We start from the raw sequence: 25147 nt of genomic DNA, 5'->3' as shown, positions 1-25147 counted from the left end.
AATAACACGTTATAGAACCGCAGGTCACATGGCTGAAAATGCCACTGACCGGGACCTGGGGAGTATGTACTGGAAGGTAACTTAGAGGCCCGGATCACACCCGAATCGGATTTGTTGTAACCCTGCGTAACCATTAGCTTTGAGGGCAGGCAGTGTTGCCGATCACGGAGAAGAAATTTGATGCTCGACACCACGCGCCGATTCCGGCCTCGCGAAGAAGCGGTACTCAGATGACCCGGACCCTCCCGAAGAGTTCGGCGATGCGCATCGTGCGCGACAACTTCTCCGATACCGCGGTGTCGTCGCTGCGCACCTTCGGCCGCGCCGTCGGTATTGCCGAAGAAGCCGTATTCGGCACCTTCACCGATATCGTGCGCCGCGAATTCCAGTGGAAGGAAGCCATCCTCCAGGCCTGGCGGCTCGTCACCGTGACCGCTATCCCGGCCGTGCTCATGGCGATTCCGTTCGGCGTGATCGTCTCGGTGCAGGTCGGCAATCTCATTCACACCCTGGGCGCGGATTCGCTGCTCGGCGCGACCGGCGGCCTGGGCGTCATCAAACAGGGCGCACCGCTGGCCACCGGCTTCCTGCTGGGCGGCGCGGGCGCGGCGGCACTGGCCGCCGATCTGGGCGCGCGCACCATCCGCGACGAGATCGACGCACTGCACACCATGGGCATCAGCCCGATCCACCGGCTGGTGATCCCGCGCATGGTGGCCATGATCTTCGTGGCCCCGCTGCTGAACGTGCTCATCATCTTCGTGGGCGTGCTGGCCGGTTACGCGGTCGCCATCGGCGGCCAGGGCGTGACGCCGGGCAGCTACTGGTCCACCTTCGGATCCTTCACCACCACCGCCGATGTGTGGGTGTCGCTGGTGAAGGCCGTCATCTTCGGCTTCATCGTGGTGATCATCGCCTGCCAGCGCGGGCTGGAGGCGAAGGGCGGACCGCGCGGCGTCGCCGACGCCGTGAACGCCGCGGTCGTGCTGTCGGTGGTATCGATCGTGGTGGTCAATCTGGTCGCCACGCAGATCACCGCCATGTTCCTGCCCACGAGGCTGGCCTGATGTCGGCCACCTATGTGCCCAGGGGACTGGGCTGGGCGGCGCGTTTCTACAAGCGCCGCGGCCTGATCCTGCGCCGGGTGGAGAACCTGGGCTTCGTGCTCGCCTTCGTCTGGCAGGTGCTGTCGTCGATTCCGTTGACGCTCAAGCGGTATCGCGACGAGACCATGCGTGCCATCACCAATATGACCTGGGGCCGCGGGTCCATCATCGTGGGCGGCGGCACCGTGCCGATGATGATCGTGCTGGGTCTGGTCATGGGCGCCTCGGTGGCGGTGGAATCCTTCGAGACCCTCGACATGCTGGGCATGGGCCCGGTGACAGGTCTGGTGTCGGCGTACGCGACCACCCGTGAGCTCGCGCCGATCGCGGCGGCCATCGGTTTCGCCGCGCAGGCGGGCTGCCGCATGACCGCGGAGATCGGCGCCATGCGCATCTCCGAGGAGATCGACGCCATCGAATCCCTCGGTCTGCGTTCGGTTCCCTTCGTGGTGACCACCCGCGTGCTGGCGGGTGCGGTGGCCATCGTGCCGACCTTCCTGATCGCGCTGATCCTGTCGTATGCGGCCTGCCGCGGACTGATCACGCTGGTGGACGGGGCGTCCGCGGGTGTGTACGACCACTACTTCTTCCAGTTCGTCTCCGGCTTCGATGTGATCGCGGCGGTGGTGAAGGTGGCCGTGTTCGCGGTGGTGGTGATCCTGATCCACTGCTACTACGGCTTTTTCGCGACCGGCGGCCCGGAGGGTGTCGGCATCGCCTCGGGTAAGGCGGTGCGGGCCAGTTCGGTGGCGATCATCGCGATCGACATGGTGCTGTCGCTGGGCCTGTGGGGCTTCAATTCGGCGATTACGTTCACGGGGTAGGGGATGCCGAGTTACGGAATGCCCGGTGTGGCCGTCGATCGCAAGCGGGCGATGACGGTCGGTACCATCGCGCTCGCCCTGGTGGTGGCGGTGCTGGCGGCCTGGTGCGTGTACCGGTCGGTGAAAACCGAGGACGGGATGGCGATTTCGCTGCGCACCGAGCAGATCGGTGACGGCGTACTGGTCGGCACCGATGTGCGCGCCAATGGCGTGGTGGTCGGCAAGGTCACCGACATCACCCCGGATCAGCACGGCACGCAGCGGATTTCGCTGCGCCTCGACGATTCCCGGCTGTTCGGGCTGGATGACAGCCTGCAGGTGGATTACGCGCCCGCGAACCTCTTCGGCATCAGCGAGGTCGAGCTGCGCAAGGGGGCCGGCGGCTCGCCGTTGCGGGCGGGGACGCTCATCGATCTGACCGGCAGCCGGGCCAAGGACGTGTACGACGCCACCATGGGTTCCATCCTGCGCAGCATGTCGCAGGTGGGCGGGTCGGTGCTGACGCCGCAGATGGCCTCGGTCATCGCGCAGGCCGCGGCCGATACGCAGGCCCTGACGCCGTTGGCGCAGGCGCTGATCACCGCGCAGCGGACCATTACGAACAACCAGAAGATGCCGATGTCGGAGCTGATGGGCAATCTCGGCCCGGCCTTCGACGGCGGCGGCCAGTTCGCCGGCGCGACCGTGCAGGTGGTGGATCTGCTGCGCAGTATTCAACGGCTGCAGACGAACCGCGAAGCCTATGACCGCGGCGTGGCCATCGTGACCGGGCAGCTGCTGCCCGCGCTCTCGAACAACTTGGGCCAGGCGGGAACTCAGCTGTCCGGGACCACCGACATGCTGGTGCCGGTGCTGACCGCGCTGGCGCAGATGGTGCCCGCGCCGCAGCAGTCCGGCGCGGAGTTGCGACTGCTGTTGCAGCGCTTGACCTCCGCCATGCCGGACAACGGGCAGGGACCGGTGCTGAACGTGCAGGTCGATCTGAAGGGTGTGCCGGCCATCGCGGTGCCGCTGCTGGGAGGTGCGCGATGACTGTGAAGGGCGCCGCGTGGCGGCTGGTGTTGTTCGCGGGTGTCATCGTGGTGGTGCTCATGCTGGTGTTCACCGCGATTCAGCGGCCGGTGTCGGGTTCCACCGAGACGCATGACGCGCTGTTCACCGATGCCAACGGCCTGAAGGTCGGCGACGATGTGCGCCTGTACGGCGTGCAGGTCGGCAAGGTGAAGAGCATCGACCTGGAGGGCGACAAGGCGCGAGTGCAGTGGTCGGTGAAGACCGATGCGCCCGTCTACGACAACTCCAAGCTGGCCATCCGCTACCAGAACCTGACCGGGCAGCGGTACATCGATCTGCAGCAGCAGCCGCAGCCGGGTAAGCGGCTGCCGGGCGGCGCGCGCATCGGGATCGACCACACCGTGCCGTCTTTCGATGTGACGCAACTGTTCAACGGCCTGAAGCCGGTGCTGCAGACCATTTCTCCCGAGGCCATCAATCAGTTCAGCGCCAGCATGGTGGCACTGATCGAGGGCGACGGCAGCGGTGTCGGCCCGGCCATGGACGCCATCGGGAAACTCGCGTCGTACGTGGACAATCGGCAGCAGGTCATCTGGACGCTGATCCACAATATGTCCGATCTCTCGGACCGGCTGGGCGGGCGCGTGCACTATCTGGTGCCGCTGCTGGCGCAGCTGTCGAACATCTTCGAGGCGCTGGAGCAGAACATCGGCGGGCTGGCGCAGTTTGCGGTGACCGCGCCGTCGGTGCTGGGCCCGATCGACAATCTGCTGCGCACGCTGGGCATCAACAGCGGCGATGACGTGGATGCGCTGATCCGCAAGCTCTTCCCGGATGCGAAGGAAGCGGTGGACGTGTTCAGCCGCCTGCCCGCCGTGCTGGGTGCGGCCGATGCGGCGCTGCCCGCTAGCCCGTCGGGCTGGAAGCCGGTGTGCAGCAAGGGCAATGCGGATCTGCCGGCCGTGGTGCGGGTGCTGGTGTCGGGACAGCAGGTGGCGATATGCAACGGATGAGACTGCCTCGCTTCTTGACTCGTGACCATCGGGTCGTCGACGCGCCGACCGCGATGCGCCGGGAACTGAAGCTCGGCATCATCGGCGCGGTGCTGGTGGTGGCGGGCCTGCTGGCCGCGGGCGCGCTGTACGTGCTCCCGCTCGGCAAGCACACCTACACCGCGGAACTGTCCGAGGCGCAGTCGGTGAAGACCGGCGACGATGTGCGCATCGCGGGCATCTCGGTGGGCAAGGTGAAGTCCCTGGATCTGAAGCCGGACAAGGTCGTCATGCGCTTCACCGTGAATTCCAATGTGTTCCTGGGGGATCAGACCTCCCTGGACATCCGCATGCTGACCATTGTCGGCGGCCACTATGTGGCCGTGTTCCCGGCCGGTACGAAACCGCTGGGCGGCAAGGCGATTCCGGCCGATCACGTGCGCCTGCCGTACAGCCTGGTGGAGACCTTCCAGGACGCGACCGCGCCGCTGTCGAAGCTGGACGGGTCCACGCTGAACAAGAACCTGGCGGCGCTGGGCAATTCGATCGACGGCGCGCCGGACAGCCTGCGCACCACGCTGCAGACGGTGAGCAACTACGTGGACGCCTTGGACCGGCAGCGCAGCCAGGTGTCGAACGCCATCGCGGTCGCCGACGAGTACGTGACCATGTACGACGGCGCGAAGAAGGATCTCGGCCGGCTCATGGACAATGCCAATCTGCTGGTGACCGTCCTCGACGACAAGCACACCGAGATGGCCGAGGCCATCCGTCTGCTCAGTGACGTGCTGGGCCGCCTCGACGGTGCGACCCCCACCTGGGACGACCTGAAACCGAAGCTGAACGACGCGCTCACCCAGCTGGAGCAGCTGGGCCAGAAGTTCACGCCGACCCTGACGGCCGCGCAGGAGCTGCAGAAGAAGCTGTCGGATCTGGTGATCCCGGACGGCGGTGTCACCGTCGACCAGTCGCAGCAGACGGTCACCGTGCCGCAGGTGTGCATTCCGGTGCCGGGGAAGGACTGCTGATGCTGAAGCGGATGCTCGGATCGCAGGCGTTCATGTCGGTCGCCGGTGCGGTGCTGGTGTGTGTGCTGGCCGTGGTCGGCTACTTCCTCTGGTTCGATCCGATGAAGAAGACCGAATCCTATTGCGCCATCATGCCGGACGCGGTCGGCCTGTACGCGGGCAACAAGGTGACCATGCGCGGCATTCCGGTGGGCACGGTGGATTCCATCGATTCCGACGGGTCCAAGGTCAAGGTCAAGTTCACGGTGGATGCCGAGTATCCGGTGTACGCGGATGCCGAGGCCACCACCGTCGCGGATTCCATTGTGGCGGACCGCAATCTGGCGGTGCTGAACAGCGGCAAGAACCTGGCGCACTGGGATCCCGCGCAGTGCATCACCAAAACCCTGACCCCCAAGAGCATCACCGAGACGCTGACCGCGCTCGCGAGCCTGTCCGCGCAACTGCAGCAGGCGCAGGCCCCGGATGCCCTGCAGCACGGGCTGTCCGCGCTGGACGCGGCCACTACGGGCACGGGCCCGCAGATCAATGCGATCGTGCAGCAGCTGGGTTCCGCGCTCGCGCAGCCGGATGCCGATATCGGCCATCTGGCGGGCATCTTCGACGCCTTTGCCTCGGTCGGTGAGAAGGTGGAGCAGCACTGGGGTGATCTGCGTTCCATGCTGTTGCGCCTGGCGCCCGCGCTGAACAATGCCAGTACCGAATTGATCGGTCCCGGTGCGGAATTGATCGACCGGCTCGGGCAGGCGCTGCCCATGCTGAACGATCTGGTGACCATTGCCGGTGATCCGATCATGCGCGTCCTGGATGACACGCTGCCGCTGGTGCGGCTGCTGCGCGCCAATGTCGGCTCGCTGTCGGAGATCATGCTCAAGCTGCCGGTGCTCACCAATGCCGCGACTTCCATGCTGGGCAACGGCATCTCCTACGGTTCCCCGCGCGCCGCGCTGCCCGCCCCGCAGGCGCAGCAGGTGTGCGATGCGCTCAACGCTGCCTCGGCCGGCGCTTGCGCCGGTGCCGACAACGGCATGGTGAACGTGCCCCTGGTCCCGCTGGTGCTCGGAATGGCAGGTGCGCGATGAGAATTCGACGTTGGGGCGCCGCCGTGCTGGCCGCCGGACTGCTGGCCGGGATCAGCGGCTGCGCCTTCGATCCGTCGTCCGTCCCGGTGCCGGGCACCACCGTGTCGGGTCCGACCTACACGATCCACATCGAATTCGCGAACGTCCTGAACCTGCCCGCGAAGGCGAAGGTCATCGCCAATGGCGCGCAGGTCGGCACGGTTGCCGGTGTGCGCGTGGTGGATTCGGCGCACTCCGGCGGCAAGGGCGGCTATGTCGTCGTCGACGCCGATATCTCGTCCAAGGTGCAGCTGCCGACCGCCACGGTGGCCGAACTGCGGCAGAACACCGTGCTCGGTGACATCCACCTCGCGTTGACCACGCCGCCGGGTGGATTCGATTCGCTGCTGAAGGACGGCGGCACCATTCCGCAGCAGCAGACGCATCCGCCGGTGCAGCTGGAGGACACCATGGCCGCGCTGGCCGCCTTCACCCAGGGCGGCGCGATCAATCAGTTGCAGGACATCATCAATCGCTTCAATGCGGTGCTGCCGCAGGATCCGGCGGAGACCAAGCGGCTGGCGCAGAACGCGGCCGGGAACGCGGTCGATCTGGCCGCCAACCTGGACAAGGTCGACAGCCTGCTCAACGGTCTGGGCGTGAACGCGCAGGTGCTGCACGATCGTGCGGACTTCCTCGATCACCAGCTGAGCCAGGAGTCGGTGGACACCATGGTCGGTGTCACGAATTCCATCAAGGGCGTGACCCAGATCTTCGCCGTGCTCGGGCAGCTCGGGCAGTCGCTGGTGTGGCTGGCGCCGCTCGCGCAGGCGGGCGATGCGGCGACGGAAGCCTTCGTGCCGCTGGCGCTTTCGGGTAAGCCGCTGGATCTGTCGGTGCCGTCGAATCTGTCGGCCCTGGTTTCGCTGTTGCGGGACAAGCTGATTCCGTTCGTGGAGCAGGGGCCGAAGGTGAATATCACCGGTGTCACGGTGAATTCGGTGTCCCGGGACGATCAGGTGTCGAACATCCTCTCCAGTCTGCGCATGATCGGAGCGGTGCGATGAAGGTGAGTTCACTCGCCTCGCTGGGCGGCATCGCGGCGGTCACGCTCCTGGGCGCGAGCTATCTGACTTTCGGTGTGGTGAAGGCGGATCCGTTCGCCGAGTACACGAATGCCTCCATGGTGCTGGCGGATTCCGGTGGCCTCAGCGTGGGTTCGCCCATCCTGCTCACCGGCATGAGGGTCGGCAAGGTGACCTCGGTGGACGGCACCGCGCAGGGCGTGCAGGTCGGGTTCCGCATCGACGCCGACCGCAAGGTGCCGGTGGACAGCGCCATCACCATCGAGCAGCTGTCAGCGCTGGGTGAGCCCTACGTGGAGTTCCGCCCCAAGACCGGCGGCGCGCCGTACCTGAAGGACGGTCAGCGCCTGGACACCTCCGCGGTGAAGTCGCCGCTGTCCATTCCCGAGGTCTCGCGGCTGGTCAACAAGGTCATGAACCAGCTCGACCCGAAGGTGGCGGCCTCGCTGGCGAGCACCCTGGGCACGGCCTTCCACGACACGGATTCGGCCATGCCGCCGCTCACCCGGGCCGGTGATCTGCTGGCCGCGGCCATATCGAGCCGTGAACCCAAGATTGCGCAGCTACTCAACAGCTTCCAGGCCGCGGCCTCGAACATCGACGGTATCGGCGCGGCGACGGCCGCGGCCGCACCGGCATTCGTGCAGTTCGAGCAGTCGTTGGAGGAGCTCATCAATGCGGTCGGTAGACTCGTGGACCGAGCACCCGGCCCGCAGGTTTATGTCGAGGGCAATGGGCTGGCTCCCTTCCTGGCGAAGCTGACCGACTGGTTACAGCAGGCCGGACCCGAATTGAAGACCCTGGCCCCCCAATTGCAGCCGCTCGCCGATGCGGTCGGCAGCAGTGGGCCGCAGATCAACCTCAGCAGCTTGATCTCGCAGGCGCTCGCGAGCACCGAGGACGGTGCCGTGCGCGTGCAGGTCAACGTGAAATAGGAAACCGAGAAGGAGGAGAGCGGATGTCCCAGGACACCGATCCGAAGCGGGCGGCCGACGTGGAGGCACCCGCTGCCTCCGAGACGGAAACAACGCCGGCCCCAGCGTCCGCGGCGCAGGTGAAGACCGTGTCGCTGAAGCTGTCCACGCTGGGCCTCGCGGCCGCGGCGGTACTGCTCATCGCCGGCATCATCACGACCACCACGCTGTGGGTATCCGCGCGCGGCGATCTGAAGGACCGCGACAATCAGGCCGCCGACGACAAGCATGCCGGGCAGGTGGCCTCCGATTACGCCATGGGCGCGGCCAACCTGAACTACGCGGACTTCAATGCCTGGACCGCACGCCTGAAGAACAACACCACGCCCGCCCTGGCGAGCAAGTTCGATGCGACCGGTTCGAAGCTGCAGCAGATCCTGGTCCCGTTGAAGTGGACGTCCAGCCCGACCCTGCTGAGTTCGCAGGTCGTCGGCCGCGACAACGGCGTGTACAAGGTGAACGTCTATCTCAACGTCAATTCCACCAATGCGCAGAACCCGGACGGCGTGCTGACCACCGTGTATTACACGGTGAACGTCGACCCGAAGAGCGATTGGAAGGTCACCGACGTCGGCGGCATCGACCTGCCGCTGCCCAAACAGTAATCGCACAGCCGAAGCGGTAATTCAGCAGCCGGGCTGGAGAAAGGCCCGCACATAACCCGCCGACTGGCGGATGTACATCCACGTCCAGAACTTAGGACCCGAGTCGCTGGGGCTCGCCACCATGGTGAGCTGCCCGTGGAAACACTTCTCGATGATGTAGCGCGCCCGCGAGACATGCGGCGTATACGTCACCACGATGATGTGTTTCCACCCTTGGGCTTTCGTGAGCCGCTGGATCTCCTCGGCCTCGCCCCGCGTGCTCCACGGATCGGGCACGAAGCAGTACACGGTGAAGTCGAATTTCCCGTCGCAGTACCGGTCCATGTTCGGGTCGTCGGCCCCGGTGGACCGGGAGATGACCAGTTCCCCGGCGTACCCCTCCTGTGCCAGCCGCAGCCCCACATCGAAGCGTGCGTACGCCGTGCCGCCCAGCACCACGATGGCGTCGGCCTTCCGGAGCGGATCCACTTGCGGATACACGTATACCGGTAGTCCGGCGCACGCGATCGCGACGATCAGCGCGGCCAGTGCGGCGGCGACCACGGCTATCCGCCGGAATCCGGGCACGCTTCAGACGGTACCCAGCCGCCCTGAGAAGACCCTCGAGGCAGACTGTGTTGCGTAGCTGTGCAAGGCATGTCACACAGAGACGAGGAGTCCGGCATGGAGCTCGGATTGCACTACTGGACCTATTCGACGCCCGCCGAACCGGAGCGGATCGCGTCCACGCTGACGCAGACCGCGCGGATCGCGGAGCAGGCGGGTTTCGCGGAATTCACCGCCATGGACCACTACTTCCAGATGGAGCATCGCGGCACCGCCGACGAGCCGATGCTGGAGGGGTACACGACGCTCGGCTATGTGGCGGCGGTGACCGAGCGAATGCGGCTGTCGCTGTTGGTGACCGGCGTGATGTACCGGTATCCGGGCCTGCTCGCCAAGATCGTCACCACCCTGGACGTGCTGTCCGGCGGCCGCGCGCAGCTGGGTATCGGCGCGTCCTGGTACGAGCGGGAGCAGCGGGCGCTGGGCGTGCCCGTGGTGTCGATGTCCGAGCGTTTCGAACGTTTGGAGGAGACGCTGCAGATCTGCCTGCAGATGTGGAGTCCCGACAACGGCCCGTACAAGGGGACCCACTATCAGCTCGCCGAAACCCTGTGCGTGCCCGCGCCGTTGCGCAAGCCGCGGCCCCCGATCCTGATCGGCGGCGGCGGTGAGAAGAAGACGCTGCTGCTGGTGGCCCGATATGCGGACGCCTGCAACCTGTTCGCCTCCAGTCCCGAGGACGTCTCCCGCAAACTCGATGTGCTGCGGGCGCATTGCGACGCCGAGGGCCGCGACTACGACGCCATCCGCAAGACGGCCGTCTACATCGGGGAGTCGCCGCTGGACAATCCGGATCAGGTCGTCCGGGACGCCGAGAACTACCGTGACCTCGGCATCACGCTGCTGAATTTCATGCCCGACGGCGACCCGGCCGCCTACACCGAGCAGTTGGCCGAACGCCTGGCTCCCCGCCTGGCGTCGATCTGACCTGTCCGTCCGACGGGGCAGCCGGGTAACATCGCGCGCGCTTGCTTCACCATATGGAGGACCCGTGCCTGCGAATCCGACTGCCGCCGAACTGCTGGCGACCGTAGCGGCCTCACCGGAGGCGGTGGCGGCACACGACCGCGCCGCCTGGGTGGGGCTGTTCGCCGAGGACGGCACCGTCGAGGACCCGGTGGGTTCGCGTCCGCATCGCGGGCGCGCCGCCATCGAGCGCTTCTACGACACGTTCATCGCGCCCAATGGCATCGTCTTCGATGTCGCCAATGATGTGGTGTCCGGTATGACGGTCTTCCGGGACCTGACCATCGCCACCACCATGTCCACCGGCGTCACCCTGCACGTCCCGATGCATCTGCGTTACGACCTGGCCGAGACCGGGGACGCGCTGAAAATCCGTGCCCTGCGCGCGCATTGGGAGTTACCCGGCATGATCACGCAATTGCTGGGTTCCGGCGTGCAAGGTCTGCTGGCCGGTGCGAAGCTGGGCCCGCAGTTGCTGCGCAATCAAGGCGTCGGCGGCGCAATGGGTTTCCTGCGCGGCCTGCGCGGTGTCGGTGCGAAGGGCCGGCATGCGGCGGGCGGGCTGCTGGACGCGCTGGGCCGCGGCGACGCCGCCGGTGCGCGGGCGGTGCTGGTGCCGGTGCCGCGCCTGGAGTGGGTGGGGGACGGGGCCTTCTCGCTGGAGGATTTCAGTACGCGGGTGAAGGGGCTGCGCTGGAGCAAGCCGATCGCGGCCGGCCGCACGGTGACGGCCACGGTGGAGACCCGGCAGGGCCGGGGCATCGCGGAGGTCGATTTCACCGAGCGCGGGCACCGGATCGAGTCGGTGCGAATCTTCGTGTCGCCGAGCTAGTCCCGGGCTCCCACGATCGCGGCCAGTGGATCCTTGCTGCTGAAGGAGCTGCCGCCGGCCGCGCCGACCACCTTCCCGTGCACGCTGATCAGCCATTGCCCGCAGACGCATCGCAGGTATTGCACGGAACGGTGTGATGAGACGGCGGTGGGGGAGGGCCAAGCGCAGGACGGGCATTCGGCGATCATCACCACATACTGGTCGCAGGGCAGGTGGCTTGCCATGATCGACACGCCGCGAGAACCGCAAAACGATTGCGACAGATCAGCTGACGCCGACCCGGCCCTTGCGCACGGCGGATGGGGTTGTGCCCCACCAACGCTGGCAGCAGCGAGTGAAAACCGACTGTTCCGACAAGCCGAGCAGCGAGGCCACCTGGCTCATCGGCATATCCGTGGTGGTCAGATAGCGCACCGCCGCGGCCCGGCGGACCTCGTCGAGCAGGGTAGCGAAGGAGGTGCCCTCGGCCGTGAGCCGCCGCTGCAGGGTGCGCGGGTGTACGGCGAGCAACTGTGCGACAGAGCCGATTTCGGGTGGCGCGGTGCCGAGCAGCTTCTGCAGCGCGATCCGGACCCGCGGGGCGAGCGCGCCGGCCTCGCTGCCCGACTGCCCGGCCAGGAAGTCCATGGCCAGCCGGTGCAGGTTCTCGTCACCACCGGACAGCGCCCGATTGGCCAGGCTGCCGGGCACCCGCAACAGCGCCGCGGGTCGTTCGATTCGCACTGGCGCGCCGAAGAATTCCTCGTAGACGGCGATCGGCGCGATCGGCCGGTACGGCAGTTCCACCGAGCGCAGACCGTAGCGGTCCTCGGCCAGGCGCTGAATCGTGTGGTGTACGAACGCCAATCCGAGGTCGGTGCCCTGAACCGGTGTCGGCACACCGGGTGTCGTGACGCCGTAGCGCAGCGCGATCACACCGCGGTCCCCGTACGGGTCCGATTCCATGGTGAGACTCAGCGAGCGCGCGTGCACGAACAGGTAGCGCGAAGTACACGCCAGCACATCGGCGAGGGTCGGGGAATTGCGGATGGCCAGCGCCAGCGAGCCGAGCATATCCAGCTCCTGCCGATGCGAGATGCGCAGGCCGAGATCCGGGCAGCCGAGCCGATCGGCGGCCAGCTCCAGCACCGCGCCCACGGCCTGATCGGAGACCAGCAGATCGTCGGTGTCGAGCGCGGCGATCGGCAGGCCGCACAGCGTGACCAGTTCCTCCGGATCGGCGCCGAGTTCGGTCACGGTGCTGCGGAAGCCCCGGAGCCCGGCGGATCTGATCACCGACATGTCGTCTAGCATCAAATACTTGTCGTGCAGAGTCAAGAAACCGGGTGACGCCCGCAACAGACTGGAAGGCATGAGTGCTGTGACCGAACTTCCCGAGCACCTGGACGTCGTGATCGTCGGCGCCGGACTTTCCGGCATCGGCGCCGCCTACCGACTACAGAGCGAACACCCCGGCCGCAGCTACGCCATCCTCGAGGCGCGCGACTCCCTCGGCGGCACCTGGGACCTCTTCCGGTATCCCGGCATCCGCTCGGACAGCGACATGTTCACCCTCGGCTACCCCTTCAAGCCGTGGCGCGACGCCAAATCCATTGCCGACGGGCCGTCCATCCTGCGCTACATCGGCGAGACCGCCACCGAGAACGGCATCGACCGCCACATCCGGTTCGGCACCAAAGTGCTTGCCGCCGAATGGGACAGCGGCGCCGCCCGCTGGACGCTCACCCTGTCCGCGGCCACCCCCGAGGGCACCGGGACCCGCACCCTCACCTGCGGCTTCCTCTACTCCTGCTCCGGCTACTACAACTACGAGCACGGCCACCAGCCCGACTTCCCCGGCCTCGCGGACTTCGCCGGCACCGTCGTGCACCCCCAATTCTGGCCGGAGGACCTGGATTACGCCGGCAAGAAGGTGGTCGTCATCGGCTCCGGCGCCACCGCGGTCACCCTGGTCCCCGCCATGGCCGAGCAGGCCGAGCTGGTCACCATGCTGCAGCGCACCCCCACCTGGATCTCCGCCGTGCCCGGCCGCGACAAGCAGGCCGACAAGATCCGCGAACTGCTGCCGCCGAAGCTGGCGCACCGGGTCATCCGCACCAAGAACATCCTGTTCAATGTGGGCTTCTACCAGTACTGCCGGCGCCGGCCCGAGGCCGCCCGCAAGCTGCTCACCGGCCTCACCACTCGAATCCTGAAGGACGAGAAGCTGGTTGCCGAGCACTTCACGCCGTCCTACAACCCGTGGGATCAGCGGCTCTGCGCGGTGCCGGACGCCGACTTCTTCAAGGCCATGCGCAAGGGCAAGGCCGAGGTCGTCACCGACCACATCGAAACCTTTGTGCCCGAGGGCATCCGGCTGCGGTCGGGCCGGGTGCTGGAGGCGGACATCGTCATCACCGCCACCGGGCTGCAGCTGCTGGCCTTCGGCGGTATCGGCCTCACCGTGGACGGTGCGCCGGTGGACCTGTCCGAGCAGTTCGTCTGGCAGGGCACCATGCTCACCGGCGTACCCAATTTCGCGGTCTGCGTCGGCTACACCAACGCCTCCTGGACCCTCCGCGCCGACCTGACCTCCCGACTGGTCTGCAAGGTCCTCGCCTACATGGACCGCAACGGCTACGCCGCTGTGGTCCCCTCGCCGCAGGGCGCGCTGTCCGAGCGGCCGCTACTGGATCTGGCCTCCGGCTACATCCAGCGCTCGATCGGCGACTTCCCCCGCCAAGGCGACCGCCACCCATGGCGAGTCCGCCAGAACTACCTACTGGATTCCGCCATCACGCTGCGCACCGATCTGGGTAAAACCCTGCGCCCGGTGGCCTCGGCGAAGACCCTGCAGCGAGTGTGAGATTCCCGAGTCTCAGGGTGCCGGCGGTCTCACGGATCGCGCAGTGTCAGGGTTCCGGCCCCGTGAACAAGGCTGCATCGGGAAGCGCCGGGCGGCCCTGGGAATGAGCGGCCAACCCGGGAAACAGCTGGCAACACTGCCGGATCGGCCAACTCGGGAAGCGGCGGGCAGTGCTGCCGGATCGGCCAACCTGGGAAGCGGCGGGCAGTGCTGCCGGAGCGGTCGGCCCGGGGGTGGCGGGCAGGTCCTGGAGGAGGCGGGCCGCCTCGATGGCCGTGGCCGCACCGCGCCGCAATCGCCGCCGCTGGATAGAGTCGGCCATATGAGTTCGAGGCGCAGGACGGCGGTGGCGGTGGCCATCGCGGCAGCGGGATCGTTGGTCACCTTCGGAGCGCTGTACGCGGCCGGTGCGGCGGGCGCCGACCCGGCCGCCGCCGTGGCCGGGCAAGCGCCGCTCGATCTGTGGACCGTCCCGGCCGCGCCGGCCGATTCCGCGACGCTCATCGTTGCCTACAGTTTCGGGAATCGCATTCCGGCGGGCGTGGATTCGGCGCGCACGATCGGGGAGCCGGGACCGGTGAACGAGGAGCTCGCGGCGGCCGTGGTGGCCGCGCGGGGGAATCGGGACGTTCCTGTCTACGCGCAGACCGAGATCGCGGAGGTGCTGCGGTCGCGGTACGGGCTGACCGATGTGATCTCCATCGATCCGGATCGTGCGGCGGATGGCACGCTGATCTATCTCTCGACCGACGGTGTGGCCGCCAAGGTGGCCGAGCTGCGCGGGGATTCGGTTGCCACCGACCATGCGGCCGTGGTGGCTTTCCACGATCATCAGTGGCGTGCCACCCGGACGACCGCCAAGCACGGGTTCGACGCCTTCGCACCCGCCGGGGTGCCGATGCCGGATCAATACGATCCGCAATCGGGGCAGCCGTGGACGCGGAGCGCGCTGGTCTATCTGCCGACCGATTTCGCCGGGCGGCTCGCGCTGCTGCGGTAATCACGCGGCGAAGCCGGTGCGAGGTTTCGATTCGAGTCCTCGGCCCGGTGCGCATCGGCCATGCTGGCGCCCGTGAATACGACATTCGGCGGTGGCTTCCTGCTGCCCGCGCCGGAGCTGGAACCGTCCCGCGAAACCTGCCACCGGCCCGCCCCCGCGGCGCCGGAATCGCCGCGCTGCCGAAATCGGGCGCTCCGTATATCTTCCCCGGCAAGGGCCGGAAGTGCTGGCCTGCAACGGGTTATGCATGCTTCGCACGCTGCGAAGACCCGCCCGTGTGATGAAGTCGACAGTGCCGCGCAGCAATTCGCAACCGCGGCACTGCGAGTGGTGCTGGAAGCGCTGGACGGCCGCCGTAACCCGCAGCAGCTGCGGCCGCTCGCCGAGCCGACGGTGATTGCCGCGGTACGTACCGTTGCCGCGACCGGCGCGCCCGGGAGGGGGCTCGGCGCCGCGACGCTCACCAGGGTCGATGTGATGATGAGCGGTGCGGCGTCGGCGGAAGTCTGTGCCGCCTACGATCGCGGCGCGCGCCATTTCGCGCTCGCCGCGCGCATTGTCCGCGGTCGTTCCGGGTGGCGGTTGACCGCATTCCGGGCTTGCTGAAGACCGGCCGGTCTCTGCGGTAATAGCAGAATTGTCTGATCTCAGCGAATTCTAATCGCGCCTGGTTTGAAACCTGGTTCCCGCGGCATTAGCATTTCGGCGAATAGCGGCACCTCACACGTGGAAGGGCAGTCCATGGCGAAGAAAGTCACCGTAACTCTGGTTGACGACTACGATGGCGAATCGAAGGCAGACGAAACCGTCTTTTTCGCGATCGACGGGAATGAGTACGAGATCGATCTGTCGAACAAGAACGCCGGCAAGCTTCGCGAGTCCCTGGAGAAGTGGACCGATAAGGCTCGCAAGGTCGGTCGCTCCAGCAAGCGGAAGGTGACGCCCGGCGGTCGCACCCGCCCGGCCGTGGACCGCGAGGAGAGCACCGCGATCCGCGAGTGGGCTCGCGGCCAGGGGCACCAGGTTTCCTCGCGCGGCCGTATCCCGGCCGAGATCGTGGAGGCCTACCAGCGCACCAAGAAATAGCGCGCGAATATTCCCCGCCACGGCGGTGAGAATTGGGAAGAGCCGGTGGGTACCCACCGGCTCTTCCCATATCCACCAATCATGTGATGACTCGCGACTCCGCAATTGCCGCGGGTCAGGCGGCACGCAACAGTGCGTCGCGGGCGGCCGGGAGTTCCGATCTGACACGTTCCAGCAGCAGGCGCGCGCGTTCGTGATGCACGGTCGCGGCGGCCGCATCGCCCAGCGCCTCGGCGAGGGCGGCCAGGACGGTGTCCATCGGGCCGAATTCGGTAATGCCGGTTTCGATGCCGATCACCGTGCCGGTATGCGGCGCCAGATAGTCGTACAGCACCCGCATCTCCGCGGTATCGCCCAGCTCGACCGCGGCGACGGCCCGCAGTGCGGCCATCAGCACCGGATACAGCCCGGTGCGAATCGGATCCGCGCTCTCGAACACACTCCGTGCGCGCTCCCGGTCCCCGGCGTGCAGCAGGGCCAGCGTGTACGCCTGCGCCCAGGCGGCCGGCAGCGCGGCGTACCCCTCGGCGAGTCGATCCAGCAGCACCGAGAGATCACCCCGCGACCACGCGACGGCGGCAGCGCAGAACAGCTCGGAATCGGCCTGATTCGGGTTGCCTGCCGCGGTGACGCGGGCGGCGAACTGCTCGTACAGTCGCGCCGCCACCGCCACGTCGCCCCGGAGCAGTTCCATGGTGGCGGCGAAACAACTCACCATGTCCAGCAACTGCTGCAACTGCCCCTCGTCGGCGTACTCCACGGCGAGCGCGACCCGCCGCCCCGCCTCCCGCAGATCGGCCTCCGCCACCGCCGCCCGATACGCCAGATAATGCGCCAGCGCCTGATACTCCGCCAGCCCCGCTCGCGCCGCCGTCCGCTCCAATTCCACGGTCAGCTCGGCGAACTCGGCCCCGTACTGATGCTGCAGATACGCCATCGCATCGATCGCCGCACACAGCAACTCCGCATCCCCCACCTCCCGGGCCAGCTCCAACGCCAGCCGCGCCAGCCGATGCCCCGCCCCCGATTCCACCAGCCCGGTCTCGAACGTGGCCGCCACCAGCAACCGCACCAGCTGCGCCGCATCAGCCCTTCCGCCACCGGCCCTCGCGACCGCCCGGACGCCATCCCGTGCCGCCACCGAGTCGCGCACCGCTACTGAGTCGCATGATGTCGCTGAGTCGCGTGGCGCTACTGAGTTGCGGACTGCTGTCGCGTCGTGCGCTGTAATCGAATCGCGGGGTGTGGTCGGGTCGTAGGGCCGTACCGCGTCGTGGGCGGGGATCGAAATGCGTTCCGCTGCGGCGAGGCTCGGGGCCGCGGCGCGTATGGCTTGCCGGGTGGCGCGCAGGCTGTGAGTGGGGGCCTCCGGGGCGCCGGGGTCGGCGAGGAGGAGGGGGATGGTCCAGTCGGGGGCGCCGTGGCGGGTGAGGGCCTGGGCGAGGGCGCGGCGGATGCGGTGGTCGGGGTTGCGCCATTCGCGGATGGCCCAGATGACGGGGGCGCGCCAGCAGGTGAGGGCGCGGGTGCGGAGGTCGTCGTCGTCCAGGCGGTCGGCCAGGTCGAGGGCGAGGCGGCGCTGGGCGCGGGCCTCGCGGTGGCGGTTGTCGTAGGCGAGAGCGGTCACCAGCAGGCAGCGCACTTCGAAGAAGGCCAGGCGGTCGGCGCGATCCGCGTGCTCGGCGCCGTCGCCGGCCAGTTCGTGCAGGTCGACGGCGGCGTGCAGCAGGCGGACGGTGGCGCTGCGGAGCTGCCGGGCCAGGCGCCGTTCGGCGGCGGCCCGCACGTATCCGAGTGCGCGCCGGGCGGTTTCGGGTCCAGCTCCGCGAATCGCGTGCCAGGCCAGCACATCCGGGTCGCGGGCGACGGCGGGATGCGCGTCGGCGTGCTGTTCCAGTAGTTCCAGCGCGGTCCAGTGCATGCGCCCGCGGCGCAGCGCCGGAATGCCGAGATACACGGCGTCCCGCAGCAGTTCGTGCTGGAAGCGGATGCGGCCGGTGCTGCCGGTCGTCACCAGCCCGGCGGCCTCGGCCGCGGCGATCAGGTCGATGAGCGCGTCCGCGGTGATCCCGGAGGCGAGGCTGAGGATCCCCAGCTCGACCTCGGCTCCCCAGATCGACGCGTGCCGCAGCACCTCGGTCACCCCGGTCGGCAGCTGCGCGATCCGATTGTCGACGAGCTCGCGAATGGAATCCGGCACCTCTTCCAGCGGCAAGGCCGCCCGGCTGCCGCCGCGGGCCGCCACGAGTTTCGCCAATTCCCTTACGAACAAGGGATTTCCGCCCGTGCGAGTGTGCAGCTGGGCCAGCAGTTCGTCGCTGATGGTGCTCAGGCCGGCCGCCATCGCGGCCTGCCGGGTCGCCACCGTGTCCAGTCCGCTGAGCTCCACCCATGCCGCGGTGTGCCGCGCCAGCGCGGCCGCCGTATCGGCGACTGCCGGGCCGCCTTCGCACCGCCGCACGGTGATCAAGATGAGTACCGGTTCGTCCCGCAGCCAGTTCGCCACCTGCCGCAGCACCTGCAGGGTGGCGGTGTCGGCGCGGTGCACATCCTCGAGCAGTAGCGCCACGGGGCCGGAAGCCGCTGCCCGCCTGCACTTCTCGGTCACGGTGCGGGAGATGGCGAAGGCGTCGTCCCCGGTGGGGACGGCGGTGAGGTCGGTGTCGTCGAGGGCGGCGAGCAGTTCGGACCAGGCCCAGGCGGTCGGTGCGCCGTCGATCTCGGAGCAACTGCCGGTGGCGGTCGTCCAGCCCGCGGTGGCCAGGGTGGTGAGGGTGGCTTCGGTCAGGGTGGTCTTGCCGATGCCGGGCGGCCCGGTGATCCAGGCCAGTCGCAGCCGGCCGCGGCGGGCGGTCTCGGCGATATCGAGGAGCTCCGCGAGCTGGCTGGAATACCCGGTGCCACTGGCCTTTTCGGCGTTCGCCTGGGATCTGTCGGAGGTCGCGTGGGTGGCGGTGATGAGCTCGATCGGAATGCGGGATTGCCCGCCCGCCAGGGTGAGGTCGGCGGAGTGGTTGAGTATCGCGACTTCCAGATTGCGCAGCGCGGGACCGGGATCGACGCCGAATTCGGCACCGAGGAATTCACGGGATCGTCGAATCGTGGTGAGCGCTTCCAGTTGCTGGCCGAGCCGATATTGCGCGAGGGCCAGCAACCGGACGATGCCCTCGCGCCCCGGATGGTCCTCGACCAGCTGCCTCAGTTCCAGCACCACTTCGCCGGGCCGCCCGAGTTCGAGTTCGGTCTGCGCATTGAGTTCGACGGCGGTCAGATACAGGTCGGTGAGCCGGTCGGCTTCGGGTGCGGCCCAGTCGGCTTCGGCGAAGGCTTCCAGTGCGGGCCCGCGCCATTGGGTGAGTGCGGCCTCCAGTAGGGCATTGCGGGCGAGCGGATCGGGCCGGGTTTCGGGGTTGCCAAGAAGTTCCTGATAGCTCCGCAACTGTTCTTCGAAATGCCAGGCGTCGACGGCCTTCTCGGCGATCTTCAGTGCGTATCCGGACGATTTGGACACAATGAACCGGGACGGCGCCCGCCGTGGCCGATCGGGTTCGAAGAGTCGCCGCAAGGTGTGGATGTGTACCTGGAGCACCGAGGCGGCCTTGGGCGGCGGTTGCCCGGACCACAGATCGTCGATGAGTCGTTCGGTGGTGACGACCTGGCCGTGAGCGACTACGAGGCGGCCCAGGACATTGCGTTGCATGGGGGTGCCGAGGGGTATTTCGCGGCCTGCGACGGACAGCTGGAGGGGCCCCAACACTCTGAGCTCCGCTCCGGTCATCAGCGCCCTCCTCGGCCCCACGGCAAACTGGACGTTTGCTAGAAGAAGGCCACTATCCCGCAAAAAGTCGAAGACGCCAAAAGGTTGCTGAATTGTTGTTAAAGCGTTATGAAGGCGTAAAGAGGCCAATCAAACCGTGTGGTACGGAATTTCATTCGTGATGCTAACAGTAAGCGGGGGTCGCACAACTGGACCGGAAGTGAACCGGAAGAGACGCGTCGGATACTTTCGGTTGGAAGCAACCTGAAGGAAGGGGTTGGTCGTCATGCACCAGCAACCGCATTTATCACGTGGATTCGGAGAGCCCGGAGTCGAACCCGAACGGGCTGGGTACTACGTCGACCGCGACGGCGACATCTGGGAGAAGCAGGAAGACGGCTGGCGGCTGGTATTGCAGCGCGGCGTCGAGGTCGACCCGATGTCCCTGTGGGACTGGACGGACGGGCACGTCCGCGACTACGCACCGTTCACCCCGATGGTCGGCGCTGGACGCTGAAAACGATCTCACCAAGGCGGGTTGTGATCCGATACGCGGCGATTAGTGTGGAGGACGGTTCAGCCATCCGTTCGTTGACGCGTCGGCAGGCTCCATAGGTTTCCCGAGTTGTCGTCGCGCCACCCGATGCCGCGAGGTGCACATGACTCAGGGTTGGCCAGGTTCGAGAGGCTCCTTCGATTCGTTCGACGACATTTTCCAGCGATTCTTCGGCAATGGAATGTCTCTGCAGCCGCCGGTTCAGCGCACCGACCTGAGCCGCCTGCTGAGCGAGAGCGCCAAACAGGTGGTGGACGGCGCCCGGGCCGCCGCCCACGAATGGGGCAATACCGAAATCACACCGGAGCACCTGCTCTACGCGGCCGCCGATATCGAACCGTCCCGGAGCATCATCGCCGAAATCGGCCGGGACCCGAAGGAATTGCGCGAACAGATGCGCACCGCCGCCGGCAGCGGCGTCGGCGCGCACGGCGGTGATCACGCCCTCGCGCTCAGCCCGGCCGCCAAGTCCGCCCTCCGCAATGCGCAGCGCAGCGCCGCGGAGGCCGGCAGCAGTTATATCGGCCCGGAGCACATTCTGCTCGGCATCGCCGCCATCCCGGAAAGTCCTGCCGCCCAGGCCCTCTCGGGTGCGAAGATTCCGACCACCAACGGTCCCAAGGAGCCCAGCGAGACTCCGACCCTGGACGAATACGGCCGTGACCTCACCGCGGAGGCGCGCGCCGGCAAGGTCGATCCCGTCGTGGGCCGCGCCAAGGAAATCGAGCAGACCGTCGAGATCCTGTCCCGCCGCCGCAAGAACAATCCGGTGCTCATCGGCGATCCCGGCGTGGGCAAGACCGCCATCGTCGAGGGCCTGGCCCAGCGCATAGTGAACGGTGACGTGCCCGCCACCCTGGACGGCAGACGCGTGGTCGCACTGGATGTCGGCTCATTGGTGGCGGGCAGCAAATACCGCGGCGAATTCGAGGAACGACTCACCAAGATCCTCGACGAGGTACGCGCGCACTCCGACGAATTGGTGGTCTTCATCGACGAACTGCACACCATCGTGGGCGCGGGCAGCGGCGGCGAGGGCTCCATGGACGCGGGCAATCTGCTCAAGCCCGCGCTGGCCCGCGGTGAACTGCACTGCATCGGCGCCACCACCATCGACGAATACCGCAAATACATCGAGAAGGACGCGGCCCTGGAACGCCGCTTCCAGCCGGTGCTGGTGGCCGAACCCTCGGTGTCCGACACCATCGAAATCCTGCGCGGCCTCGTCGACGTGTACGAGGAACACCATCAGGTGCGCTACGAGGACGACGCGCTCATTGCCGCCGCCGAACTATCCGACCGTTACCTCACCGATCGATTCATGCCGGACAAGGCCATCGACCTCATCGACCAGTCCGGCGCCCGCGTCCGATTGCGTACGCGCACACCGGATCCGAAGGTCCGGGAACTCAGCGAGGAACTCGCCCGGCTGCATCGCGAGAAGGACGCCGCGGTCGCCGGAGAAGACTACGAGAAGGCCAACAAGCTCAAGGCCCAGATCGCCAAGACCGAGCAGAAGACCGAATACGAACACGACCGCACCGAAATCCCCACCGTCGCCGTCACCGATATCGCCGAAGTGATCTCGCGTCAGACCGGTATTCCGGTGGCCGACCTCACCATCGAGGAGAAGCAGAAACTGCTGAAACTCGAGGAACACCTGCATCAACGGGTCGTCGGCCAGGACGAGGCCATCATCGCCGTCTCCGAGGCCGTGCGCCGCGCCCGCGCCGGACTGAAGGACCCGAACCGGCCCATCGGCTCGTTCCTGTTCCTCGGCCCCACCGGCGTCGGCAAGACCGAACTCGCGAAGGCGCTGGCGCAGGCCGTGTTCGGCGACGAGGATCGGCTGATCCGCTTCGACATGAGCGAATTCCAGGAGAAGCACACGGTGTCCCGGCTGGTCGGCGCCCCGCCCGGCTATGTCGGCTACGACGATGCCGCCCAGCTCACCGATCGGGTTCGGCGGCAACCGTATTCGGTGATCCTCTTCGACGAGGTCGAGAAGGCGCATCCGGACGTGTTCAATGTGCTGCTGCAACTGCTGGACGACGGCCGCGTCACCGATTCCAAGGGCCGCACGGTCGATTTCAAGAACACCATCGTCATCCTCACCAGCAATATCGGCTCGGATCTCATCCTGTCCGCGAAAGACGGTGACCTGGACTCGATCACGCCGCAACTGGAGGAGCGCCTCCGCACCCACTTCCGCCCCGAATTCCTCAATCGACTAGACGAGCAGATCATCTTCCACCGCCTCGACAAGTCGCAGCTCCGCACCATCGTCGACCTCGTCCTGGAAGGCACCCGCCGCCGCCTGCACGCCCAGGACATCGCGCTCGACGTCACCGACAAGGCCATGGACTGGCTCGCCGACAACGGCTACCAACCCGAATTCGGCGCCCGGCCCCTGCGTCGCACCGTCCAGCGCCAACTCGACAACAAACTCTCCAAACAACTCCTGGAGGGCGCGCTCGCGCCCGGTGACACCGTCCGCGTCGATGCCGGCGCGGACAGCCTGCTGATCGAAGCCATCCATCGGCGCGGCGGCAAAACTACCGAAAGCTCGATCATGACCGCGGGCAAGAGCGGCAGGACCAAGCCCGAGTCCGCCAAGAGCAACGGCCACAAGCCCGCCGGAAGCAAGGGCAAGCCGACCGGAAAGGCCGCCGGCAGCAAGGGCTGACCGGCCGCCGTAGTGGCCGCCGACCACAATCGCGGGGCAGAGATTTCCAGCGCGATGTGGTCGGCTGGCGGCATCCGCACGGGTCGGTCGGCGTGCACCGCCCGCGCCGCCGGTCCGGGCCGATGTCGGCCGGGGTCTCGCTCCAGCGCCGAATCTGGGTTAACTTGCTGGAATGGAGAATGATCGCGCCGCCGCACCCTTGCCGCTGGGTGACCGCTTCGCGGAAGGGCCGCTCCCTCCGCATCACGCCGGCTGCTTCGGCTGCGGTCACTCCAATCCGGCCTCGCCGCGCATCGCCTTCGAGCGTCGGGGCGACACCGTGCGCGGCACATTCACGCTGGATGGCCGCCACCAGGGTGCCCCGGGTGTAGCGCACGGAGGTATCGTCGCGGCCGCGCTGGACGAGGCTTCGGGTTCGGTGCTGATGCCGCTGCGGCTTCCGGCGGTCACTGTCAAGCTGGATGTGGATTTCAAATCGCCGGCGCTGCTACAGCGAGAACTGGTAGTAACTTCCGTGCTGACCGCCCGCAGCGGCCGCAAGCTCTACATCGATGCGGTCCTCACCGACGGCGACACCGTGGTCGCCACCGCCCGGGCGATTTTCCTCGAGGTCTCACCCGAGCACTTCGTGCGCAATGGCGCGACCCCGGGCGAACTCTCCAGCGTGGGAGCCTGATTCAGCCGAGGCGGCGGATATCGCCGCGGACCCGGTAGAACCCGCCACGGCCGGACTCGGCCACCGCGTCCACCACGTATCGGGCGCCGGCCTGCCGGATCTCGCGGGGGAACTGCACGTTCCAGGAACGCTGGAAGCCGGGGGAGACCACGTGCACGCGCAGGGTGCCGCTCTCCTGCACGCACTCGACGACGATGCCGTCACCGGCGTCCGCGGTGACTTCGACGGTGGCGCTGGGCAGCACGGCGGAGATCTCCGGCGCCTTGACCGACACGGTCTGCGGCAGCACACCCTGCTCGGCGTCGCGGATGGCGGCTTCGCTCACGTCCAGGCAGGCGAGCACGCCGTTGGTGGTGACCAGGTACAGCTTCTCGTCGTGATACTGCATCGAGTACGCGGACCCGCAGCCGGTGCCGAGTTTCCACAGTCGCCGCCCCGTGTCGTCGAAGCAGTAGACCGAGGAGTAGTTGTCGCCCGCGAACACGTACCGGCCGTCTGGTGAAGTGGCGCAGGAGAATACGGCGGCGTCGCACTGATAGGAACGCTCGGCCCGGCCGTCCTTGGCGACCATGTGCACCTGGTTGGCGCTGGTGCCCGCGTAGACGGCGTCGTTCTCCTGCCAGCCGAACAGGACGGATCCGCGCGTGCGCGCGTGCCACTGCTGGTTGCCGCTGGTCAGCTCGTAGGCGGTGACACCGGTCGAATGTCCTTGGTACACACCGGAATCGTCGATGCGCACCATCCAGCCGGAATCACCGGTGCTGCGCCGCGACCACAGCGATTCCTCTTCATGATCGATGACGGTGAGCCCGCCCTCCCGATCGGACACCCCCAGGATGCCGTCGTGAATATCGAGCCAGTAGATATCGACATCGGCCGCAATGTCGTACGCCGCCCGCGGCACCTTCCCCGACAGGTCGTACACCCGCCCGTCATCGCATCCGGCGTAGATCCAGAAATCGTCGGCCACAATGCATTTCACCGCGTCCGGCAGCCGGAACCGCCCCGTCACCGCCCCGTCGTGCGTCAGCGTGAACACATCCCCGCTCTCGTTCCCCACCCAGCAGCGCCGCTCGTCCACGAAGATCCCGAACGCCGCCGCCCCCGAATCGAACCGCCACAGCACCGGCGCCGACTTCGCGGTGGACCGCTGACTCACCATGACCCGCCGCGTCACCGTCCGCGCCGCCCGCGCCCCCATCACCGCCTGCGCATACCCCTTGCGCACCTTCTCCCCGACCTTCTTCGCGGCCGCGGCCCGCGCCTTTTCCTCGGACGCAAAGGAACTGACCTTCGTCTGCCCCGATTCCCCGATCCGTCCATACCGAATGGTCACCTGCGTCCCCGCCACAATGACCTCGTAAAACTTGTGCGCCGACCCACTGTCCTCCGACAGTTCCAGGTAAGTAACGCCGTCCCCGCTCATCCGCCAACTCCGTGCATCGCCC

At 67.3% G+C, this 25147-nt stretch carries 23 protein-coding genes; 18 read left to right on the top strand and 5 right to left on the bottom strand.

All coding sequences use genetic code 11. The features are described 5' to 3' along the window. The first annotated feature begins 230 nt into the window (after window positions 1-230). Genes ACIP5Y_RS09080 through ACIP5Y_RS09040 form a run of 9 tightly spaced genes read left to right on the top strand, consistent with a single transcriptional unit; the run spans window position 231 to window position 8689 of the window. Window positions 231-1067: an MlaE family ABC transporter permease gene (locus tag ACIP5Y_RS09080; protein WP_400348943.1), complete on the top strand. Its 837-nt coding sequence runs from the start codon at window positions 231-233 to the stop codon at window positions 1065-1067. Next, window positions 1067-1930 carry an ABC transporter permease gene (locus tag ACIP5Y_RS09075; protein ID WP_397011401.1) on the top strand — a complete coding sequence of 288 codons (864 nt, stop codon included), beginning with the start codon at window positions 1067-1069 and terminating at the stop codon, window positions 1928-1930. Before ACIP5Y_RS09080 ends, ACIP5Y_RS09075 begins: the two co-directional genes overlap by 1 nt. Window positions 1931-1933: 3 nt before the next feature. Continuing rightward, window positions 1934-2962, top strand: coding sequence for an MlaD family protein (locus ACIP5Y_RS09070; protein ID WP_400348940.1), 1029 nt, complete (start codon window positions 1934-1936; stop codon window positions 2960-2962). Beyond that, window positions 2959-3957: an MlaD family protein gene (locus tag ACIP5Y_RS09065; protein WP_400348937.1), complete on the top strand. Its 999-nt coding sequence runs from the start codon at window positions 2959-2961 to the stop codon at window positions 3955-3957. The genes ACIP5Y_RS09070 and ACIP5Y_RS09065 overlap by 4 nt, the downstream gene beginning before the upstream one ends. Before the next feature lie 14 nt (window positions 3958-3971). Then, a complete protein-coding gene (locus tag ACIP5Y_RS09060) occupies window positions 3972-4964 on the top strand; it encodes an MlaD family protein (protein ID WP_400348934.1) in 993 nt (330 codons plus the stop codon). Next, complete coding sequence (locus tag ACIP5Y_RS09055) at window positions 4964-6046, top strand: MlaD family protein (protein WP_400348929.1); 1083 nt, start codon at window positions 4964-4966, stop codon at window positions 6044-6046. Before ACIP5Y_RS09060 ends, ACIP5Y_RS09055 begins: the two co-directional genes overlap by 1 nt. Beyond that, window positions 6043-7092 (top strand): MlaD family protein, encoded by a 1050-nt coding sequence (locus ACIP5Y_RS09050; protein ID WP_400348928.1) that lies wholly within the window; start codon window positions 6043-6045, stop codon window positions 7090-7092. Before ACIP5Y_RS09055 ends, ACIP5Y_RS09050 begins: the two co-directional genes overlap by 4 nt. Beyond that, window positions 7089-8045, top strand: coding sequence for an MlaD family protein (locus tag ACIP5Y_RS09045; RefSeq protein WP_400348927.1), 957 nt, complete (start codon window positions 7089-7091; stop codon window positions 8043-8045). Before ACIP5Y_RS09050 ends, ACIP5Y_RS09045 begins: the two co-directional genes overlap by 4 nt. Before the next feature lie 23 nt (window positions 8046-8068). After that, the gene (locus ACIP5Y_RS09040) at window positions 8069-8689 is read left to right on the top strand and encodes a hypothetical protein (RefSeq protein WP_400348925.1); all 621 of its coding nucleotides are present in this window, start codon (window positions 8069-8071) and stop codon (window positions 8687-8689) included. A 21-nt stretch (window positions 8690-8710) separates the two neighbouring features. Here ACIP5Y_RS09040 and ACIP5Y_RS09035 read toward each other — a convergent pair whose 3' ends face one another. Beyond that, window positions 8711-9256 carry a YdcF family protein gene (locus ACIP5Y_RS09035; protein ID WP_400348923.1) on the bottom strand — a complete coding sequence of 182 codons (546 nt, stop codon included), beginning with the start codon at window positions 9254-9256 and terminating at the stop codon, window positions 8711-8713. 96 nt (window positions 9257-9352) lie between these two features. On the opposite strand from ACIP5Y_RS09035, the gene ACIP5Y_RS09030 reads away from it, so the two are divergent. Together ACIP5Y_RS09030 and ACIP5Y_RS09025 are read left to right on the top strand one after the other, a co-directional pair. Next, window positions 9353-10222 carry an LLM class F420-dependent oxidoreductase gene (locus ACIP5Y_RS09030; RefSeq protein ID WP_400348921.1) on the top strand — a complete coding sequence of 290 codons (870 nt, stop codon included), beginning with the start codon at window positions 9353-9355 and terminating at the stop codon, window positions 10220-10222. A 64-nt stretch (window positions 10223-10286) separates the two neighbouring features. Continuing rightward, window positions 10287-11093: a nuclear transport factor 2 family protein gene (locus ACIP5Y_RS09025; RefSeq protein WP_400348919.1), complete on the top strand. Its 807-nt coding sequence runs from the start codon at window positions 10287-10289 to the stop codon at window positions 11091-11093. On the opposite strand, the gene ACIP5Y_RS09020 is transcribed toward ACIP5Y_RS09025, so the two are convergent. Next, window positions 11090-11317: a hypothetical protein gene (locus ACIP5Y_RS09020; protein ID WP_400349194.1), complete on the bottom strand. Its 228-nt coding sequence runs from the start codon at window positions 11315-11317 to the stop codon at window positions 11090-11092. The genes ACIP5Y_RS09025 and ACIP5Y_RS09020 overlap by 4 nt on opposite strands. Window positions 11318-11357: 40 nt before the next feature. Continuing rightward, window positions 11358-12374: an AraC family transcriptional regulator gene (locus ACIP5Y_RS09015; protein ID WP_400348918.1), complete on the bottom strand. Its 1017-nt coding sequence runs from the start codon at window positions 12372-12374 to the stop codon at window positions 11358-11360. 70 nt (window positions 12375-12444) lie between these two features. Between ACIP5Y_RS09015 and ACIP5Y_RS09010 the strand changes: the two genes are divergently transcribed. From ACIP5Y_RS09010 to ACIP5Y_RS08995, 4 genes are all read left to right on the top strand, one after another. Further along, a complete protein-coding gene (locus tag ACIP5Y_RS09010; RefSeq protein WP_400348916.1) occupies window positions 12445-13938 on the top strand; it encodes a flavin-containing monooxygenase in 1494 nt (497 codons plus the stop codon). Window positions 13939-14260: 322 nt separating this feature from the next. Continuing rightward, the gene (locus ACIP5Y_RS09005) at window positions 14261-14938 is read left to right on the top strand and encodes a hypothetical protein (protein WP_400348915.1); all 678 of its coding nucleotides are present in this window, start codon (window positions 14261-14263) and stop codon (window positions 14936-14938) included. Window positions 14939-15010: 72 nt separating this feature from the next. Beyond that, window positions 15011-15544, top strand: coding sequence for an Rv3235 family protein (locus ACIP5Y_RS09000; RefSeq protein WP_400348913.1), 534 nt, complete (start codon window positions 15011-15013; stop codon window positions 15542-15544). 135 nt (window positions 15545-15679) lie between these two features. Then, window positions 15680-16024, top strand: a complete 345-nt coding sequence (locus ACIP5Y_RS08995; protein WP_397011371.1) for an Lsr2 family protein — start codon at window positions 15680-15682, stop codon at window positions 16022-16024. A 115-nt stretch (window positions 16025-16139) separates the two neighbouring features. On the opposite strand, the gene ACIP5Y_RS08990 is transcribed toward ACIP5Y_RS08995, so the two are convergent. Then, entirely contained in the window at window positions 16140-19802 is a 3663-nt protein-coding gene (locus ACIP5Y_RS08990; RefSeq protein WP_400348911.1) for a BTAD domain-containing putative transcriptional regulator, read from the bottom strand. A 265-nt stretch (window positions 19803-20067) separates the two neighbouring features. Between ACIP5Y_RS08990 and ACIP5Y_RS08985 the strand changes: the two genes are divergently transcribed. The 3 genes from ACIP5Y_RS08985 (at window position 20068) to ACIP5Y_RS08975 (ending at window position 23699) form a co-directional block, all read left to right on the top strand. Beyond that, window positions 20068-20298: a hypothetical protein gene (locus ACIP5Y_RS08985; protein ID WP_397011367.1), complete on the top strand. Its 231-nt coding sequence runs from the start codon at window positions 20068-20070 to the stop codon at window positions 20296-20298. A 142-nt stretch (window positions 20299-20440) separates the two neighbouring features. After that, on the top strand, window positions 20441-23023 hold the full coding sequence (locus ACIP5Y_RS08980; protein WP_400348909.1) for an ATP-dependent Clp protease ATP-binding subunit: 2583 nt from the start codon (window positions 20441-20443) through the stop codon (window positions 23021-23023). Between the two features lie 172 nt (window positions 23024-23195). Then, window positions 23196-23699, top strand: coding sequence for a PaaI family thioesterase (locus tag ACIP5Y_RS08975; protein WP_400348908.1), 504 nt, complete (start codon window positions 23196-23198; stop codon window positions 23697-23699). Between the two features lies 1 nt (window position 23700). Here the strand turns inward: ACIP5Y_RS08975 and ACIP5Y_RS08970 are convergent, their stop codons facing one another. Continuing rightward, window positions 23701-25125 (bottom strand): WGR domain-containing protein, encoded by a 1425-nt coding sequence (locus ACIP5Y_RS08970; RefSeq protein WP_400348906.1) that lies wholly within the window; start codon window positions 25123-25125, stop codon window positions 23701-23703. Window positions 25126-25147: the final 22 nt, after the last annotated feature.

The organism is Nocardia sp. NPDC088792 (genome assembly GCF_044750615.1).
Taxonomy (GTDB): Bacteria; Actinomycetota; Actinomycetes; order Mycobacteriales; family Mycobacteriaceae; genus Nocardia.
The sequence above is the reverse complement of the archived record's forward strand: the minus strand, read 5'-3'. Positions and strand labels throughout refer to the sequence as shown.

Bases quoted from the DNA above. Each gene is read 5' to 3' on its own strand.
- ACIP5Y_RS09030 (WP_400348921.1), top strand. From the start codon at position 9,353: ATGGAGCTCGGATTGCACTACTGGACCTATTCGACGCCCGCCGAACCG.
- ACIP5Y_RS08985 (WP_397011367.1), top strand. From the start codon at position 20,068: ATGCACCAGCAACCGCATTTATCACGTGGATTCGGAGAGCCCGGAGTC.
- ACIP5Y_RS09015 (WP_400348918.1), bottom strand. From the start codon at position 12,374: ATGTCGGTGATCAGATCCGCCGGGCTCCGGGGCTTCCGCAGCACCGTG.
- ACIP5Y_RS08995 (WP_397011371.1), top strand. From the start codon at position 15,680: ATGGCGAAGAAAGTCACCGTAACTCTGGTTGACGACTACGATGGCGAA.
- ACIP5Y_RS09050 (WP_400348928.1), top strand. From the start codon at position 6,043: ATGAGAATTCGACGTTGGGGCGCCGCCGTGCTGGCCGCCGGACTGCTG.
- ACIP5Y_RS08970 (WP_400348906.1), bottom strand. From the start codon at position 25,125: ATGAGCGGGGACGGCGTTACTTACCTGGAACTGTCGGAGGACAGTGGG.
- ACIP5Y_RS09010 (WP_400348916.1), top strand. From the start codon at position 12,445: ATGAGTGCTGTGACCGAACTTCCCGAGCACCTGGACGTCGTGATCGTC.
- ACIP5Y_RS09020 (WP_400349194.1), bottom strand. From the start codon at position 11,317: ATGGCAAGCCACCTGCCCTGCGACCAGTATGTGGTGATGATCGCCGAA.
- ACIP5Y_RS09080 (WP_400348943.1), top strand. From the start codon at position 231: ATGACCCGGACCCTCCCGAAGAGTTCGGCGATGCGCATCGTGCGCGAC.
- ACIP5Y_RS09075 (WP_397011401.1), top strand. From the start codon at position 1,067: ATGTCGGCCACCTATGTGCCCAGGGGACTGGGCTGGGCGGCGCGTTTC.
- ACIP5Y_RS08980 (WP_400348909.1), top strand. From the start codon at position 20,441: ATGACTCAGGGTTGGCCAGGTTCGAGAGGCTCCTTCGATTCGTTCGAC.
- ACIP5Y_RS09040 (WP_400348925.1), top strand. From the start codon at position 8,069: ATGTCCCAGGACACCGATCCGAAGCGGGCGGCCGACGTGGAGGCACCC.
- ACIP5Y_RS09070 (WP_400348940.1), top strand. From the start codon at position 1,934: ATGCCGAGTTACGGAATGCCCGGTGTGGCCGTCGATCGCAAGCGGGCG.
- ACIP5Y_RS09045 (WP_400348927.1), top strand. From the start codon at position 7,089: ATGAAGGTGAGTTCACTCGCCTCGCTGGGCGGCATCGCGGCGGTCACG.
- ACIP5Y_RS09005 (WP_400348915.1), top strand. From the start codon at position 14,261: ATGAGTTCGAGGCGCAGGACGGCGGTGGCGGTGGCCATCGCGGCAGCG.
- ACIP5Y_RS09065 (WP_400348937.1), top strand. From the start codon at position 2,959: ATGACTGTGAAGGGCGCCGCGTGGCGGCTGGTGTTGTTCGCGGGTGTC.
- ACIP5Y_RS08990 (WP_400348911.1), bottom strand. From the start codon at position 19,802: ATGACCGGAGCGGAGCTCAGAGTGTTGGGGCCCCTCCAGCTGTCCGTC.
- ACIP5Y_RS08975 (WP_400348908.1), top strand. From the start codon at position 23,196: ATGGAGAATGATCGCGCCGCCGCACCCTTGCCGCTGGGTGACCGCTTC.
- ACIP5Y_RS09055 (WP_400348929.1), top strand. From the start codon at position 4,964: ATGCTGAAGCGGATGCTCGGATCGCAGGCGTTCATGTCGGTCGCCGGT.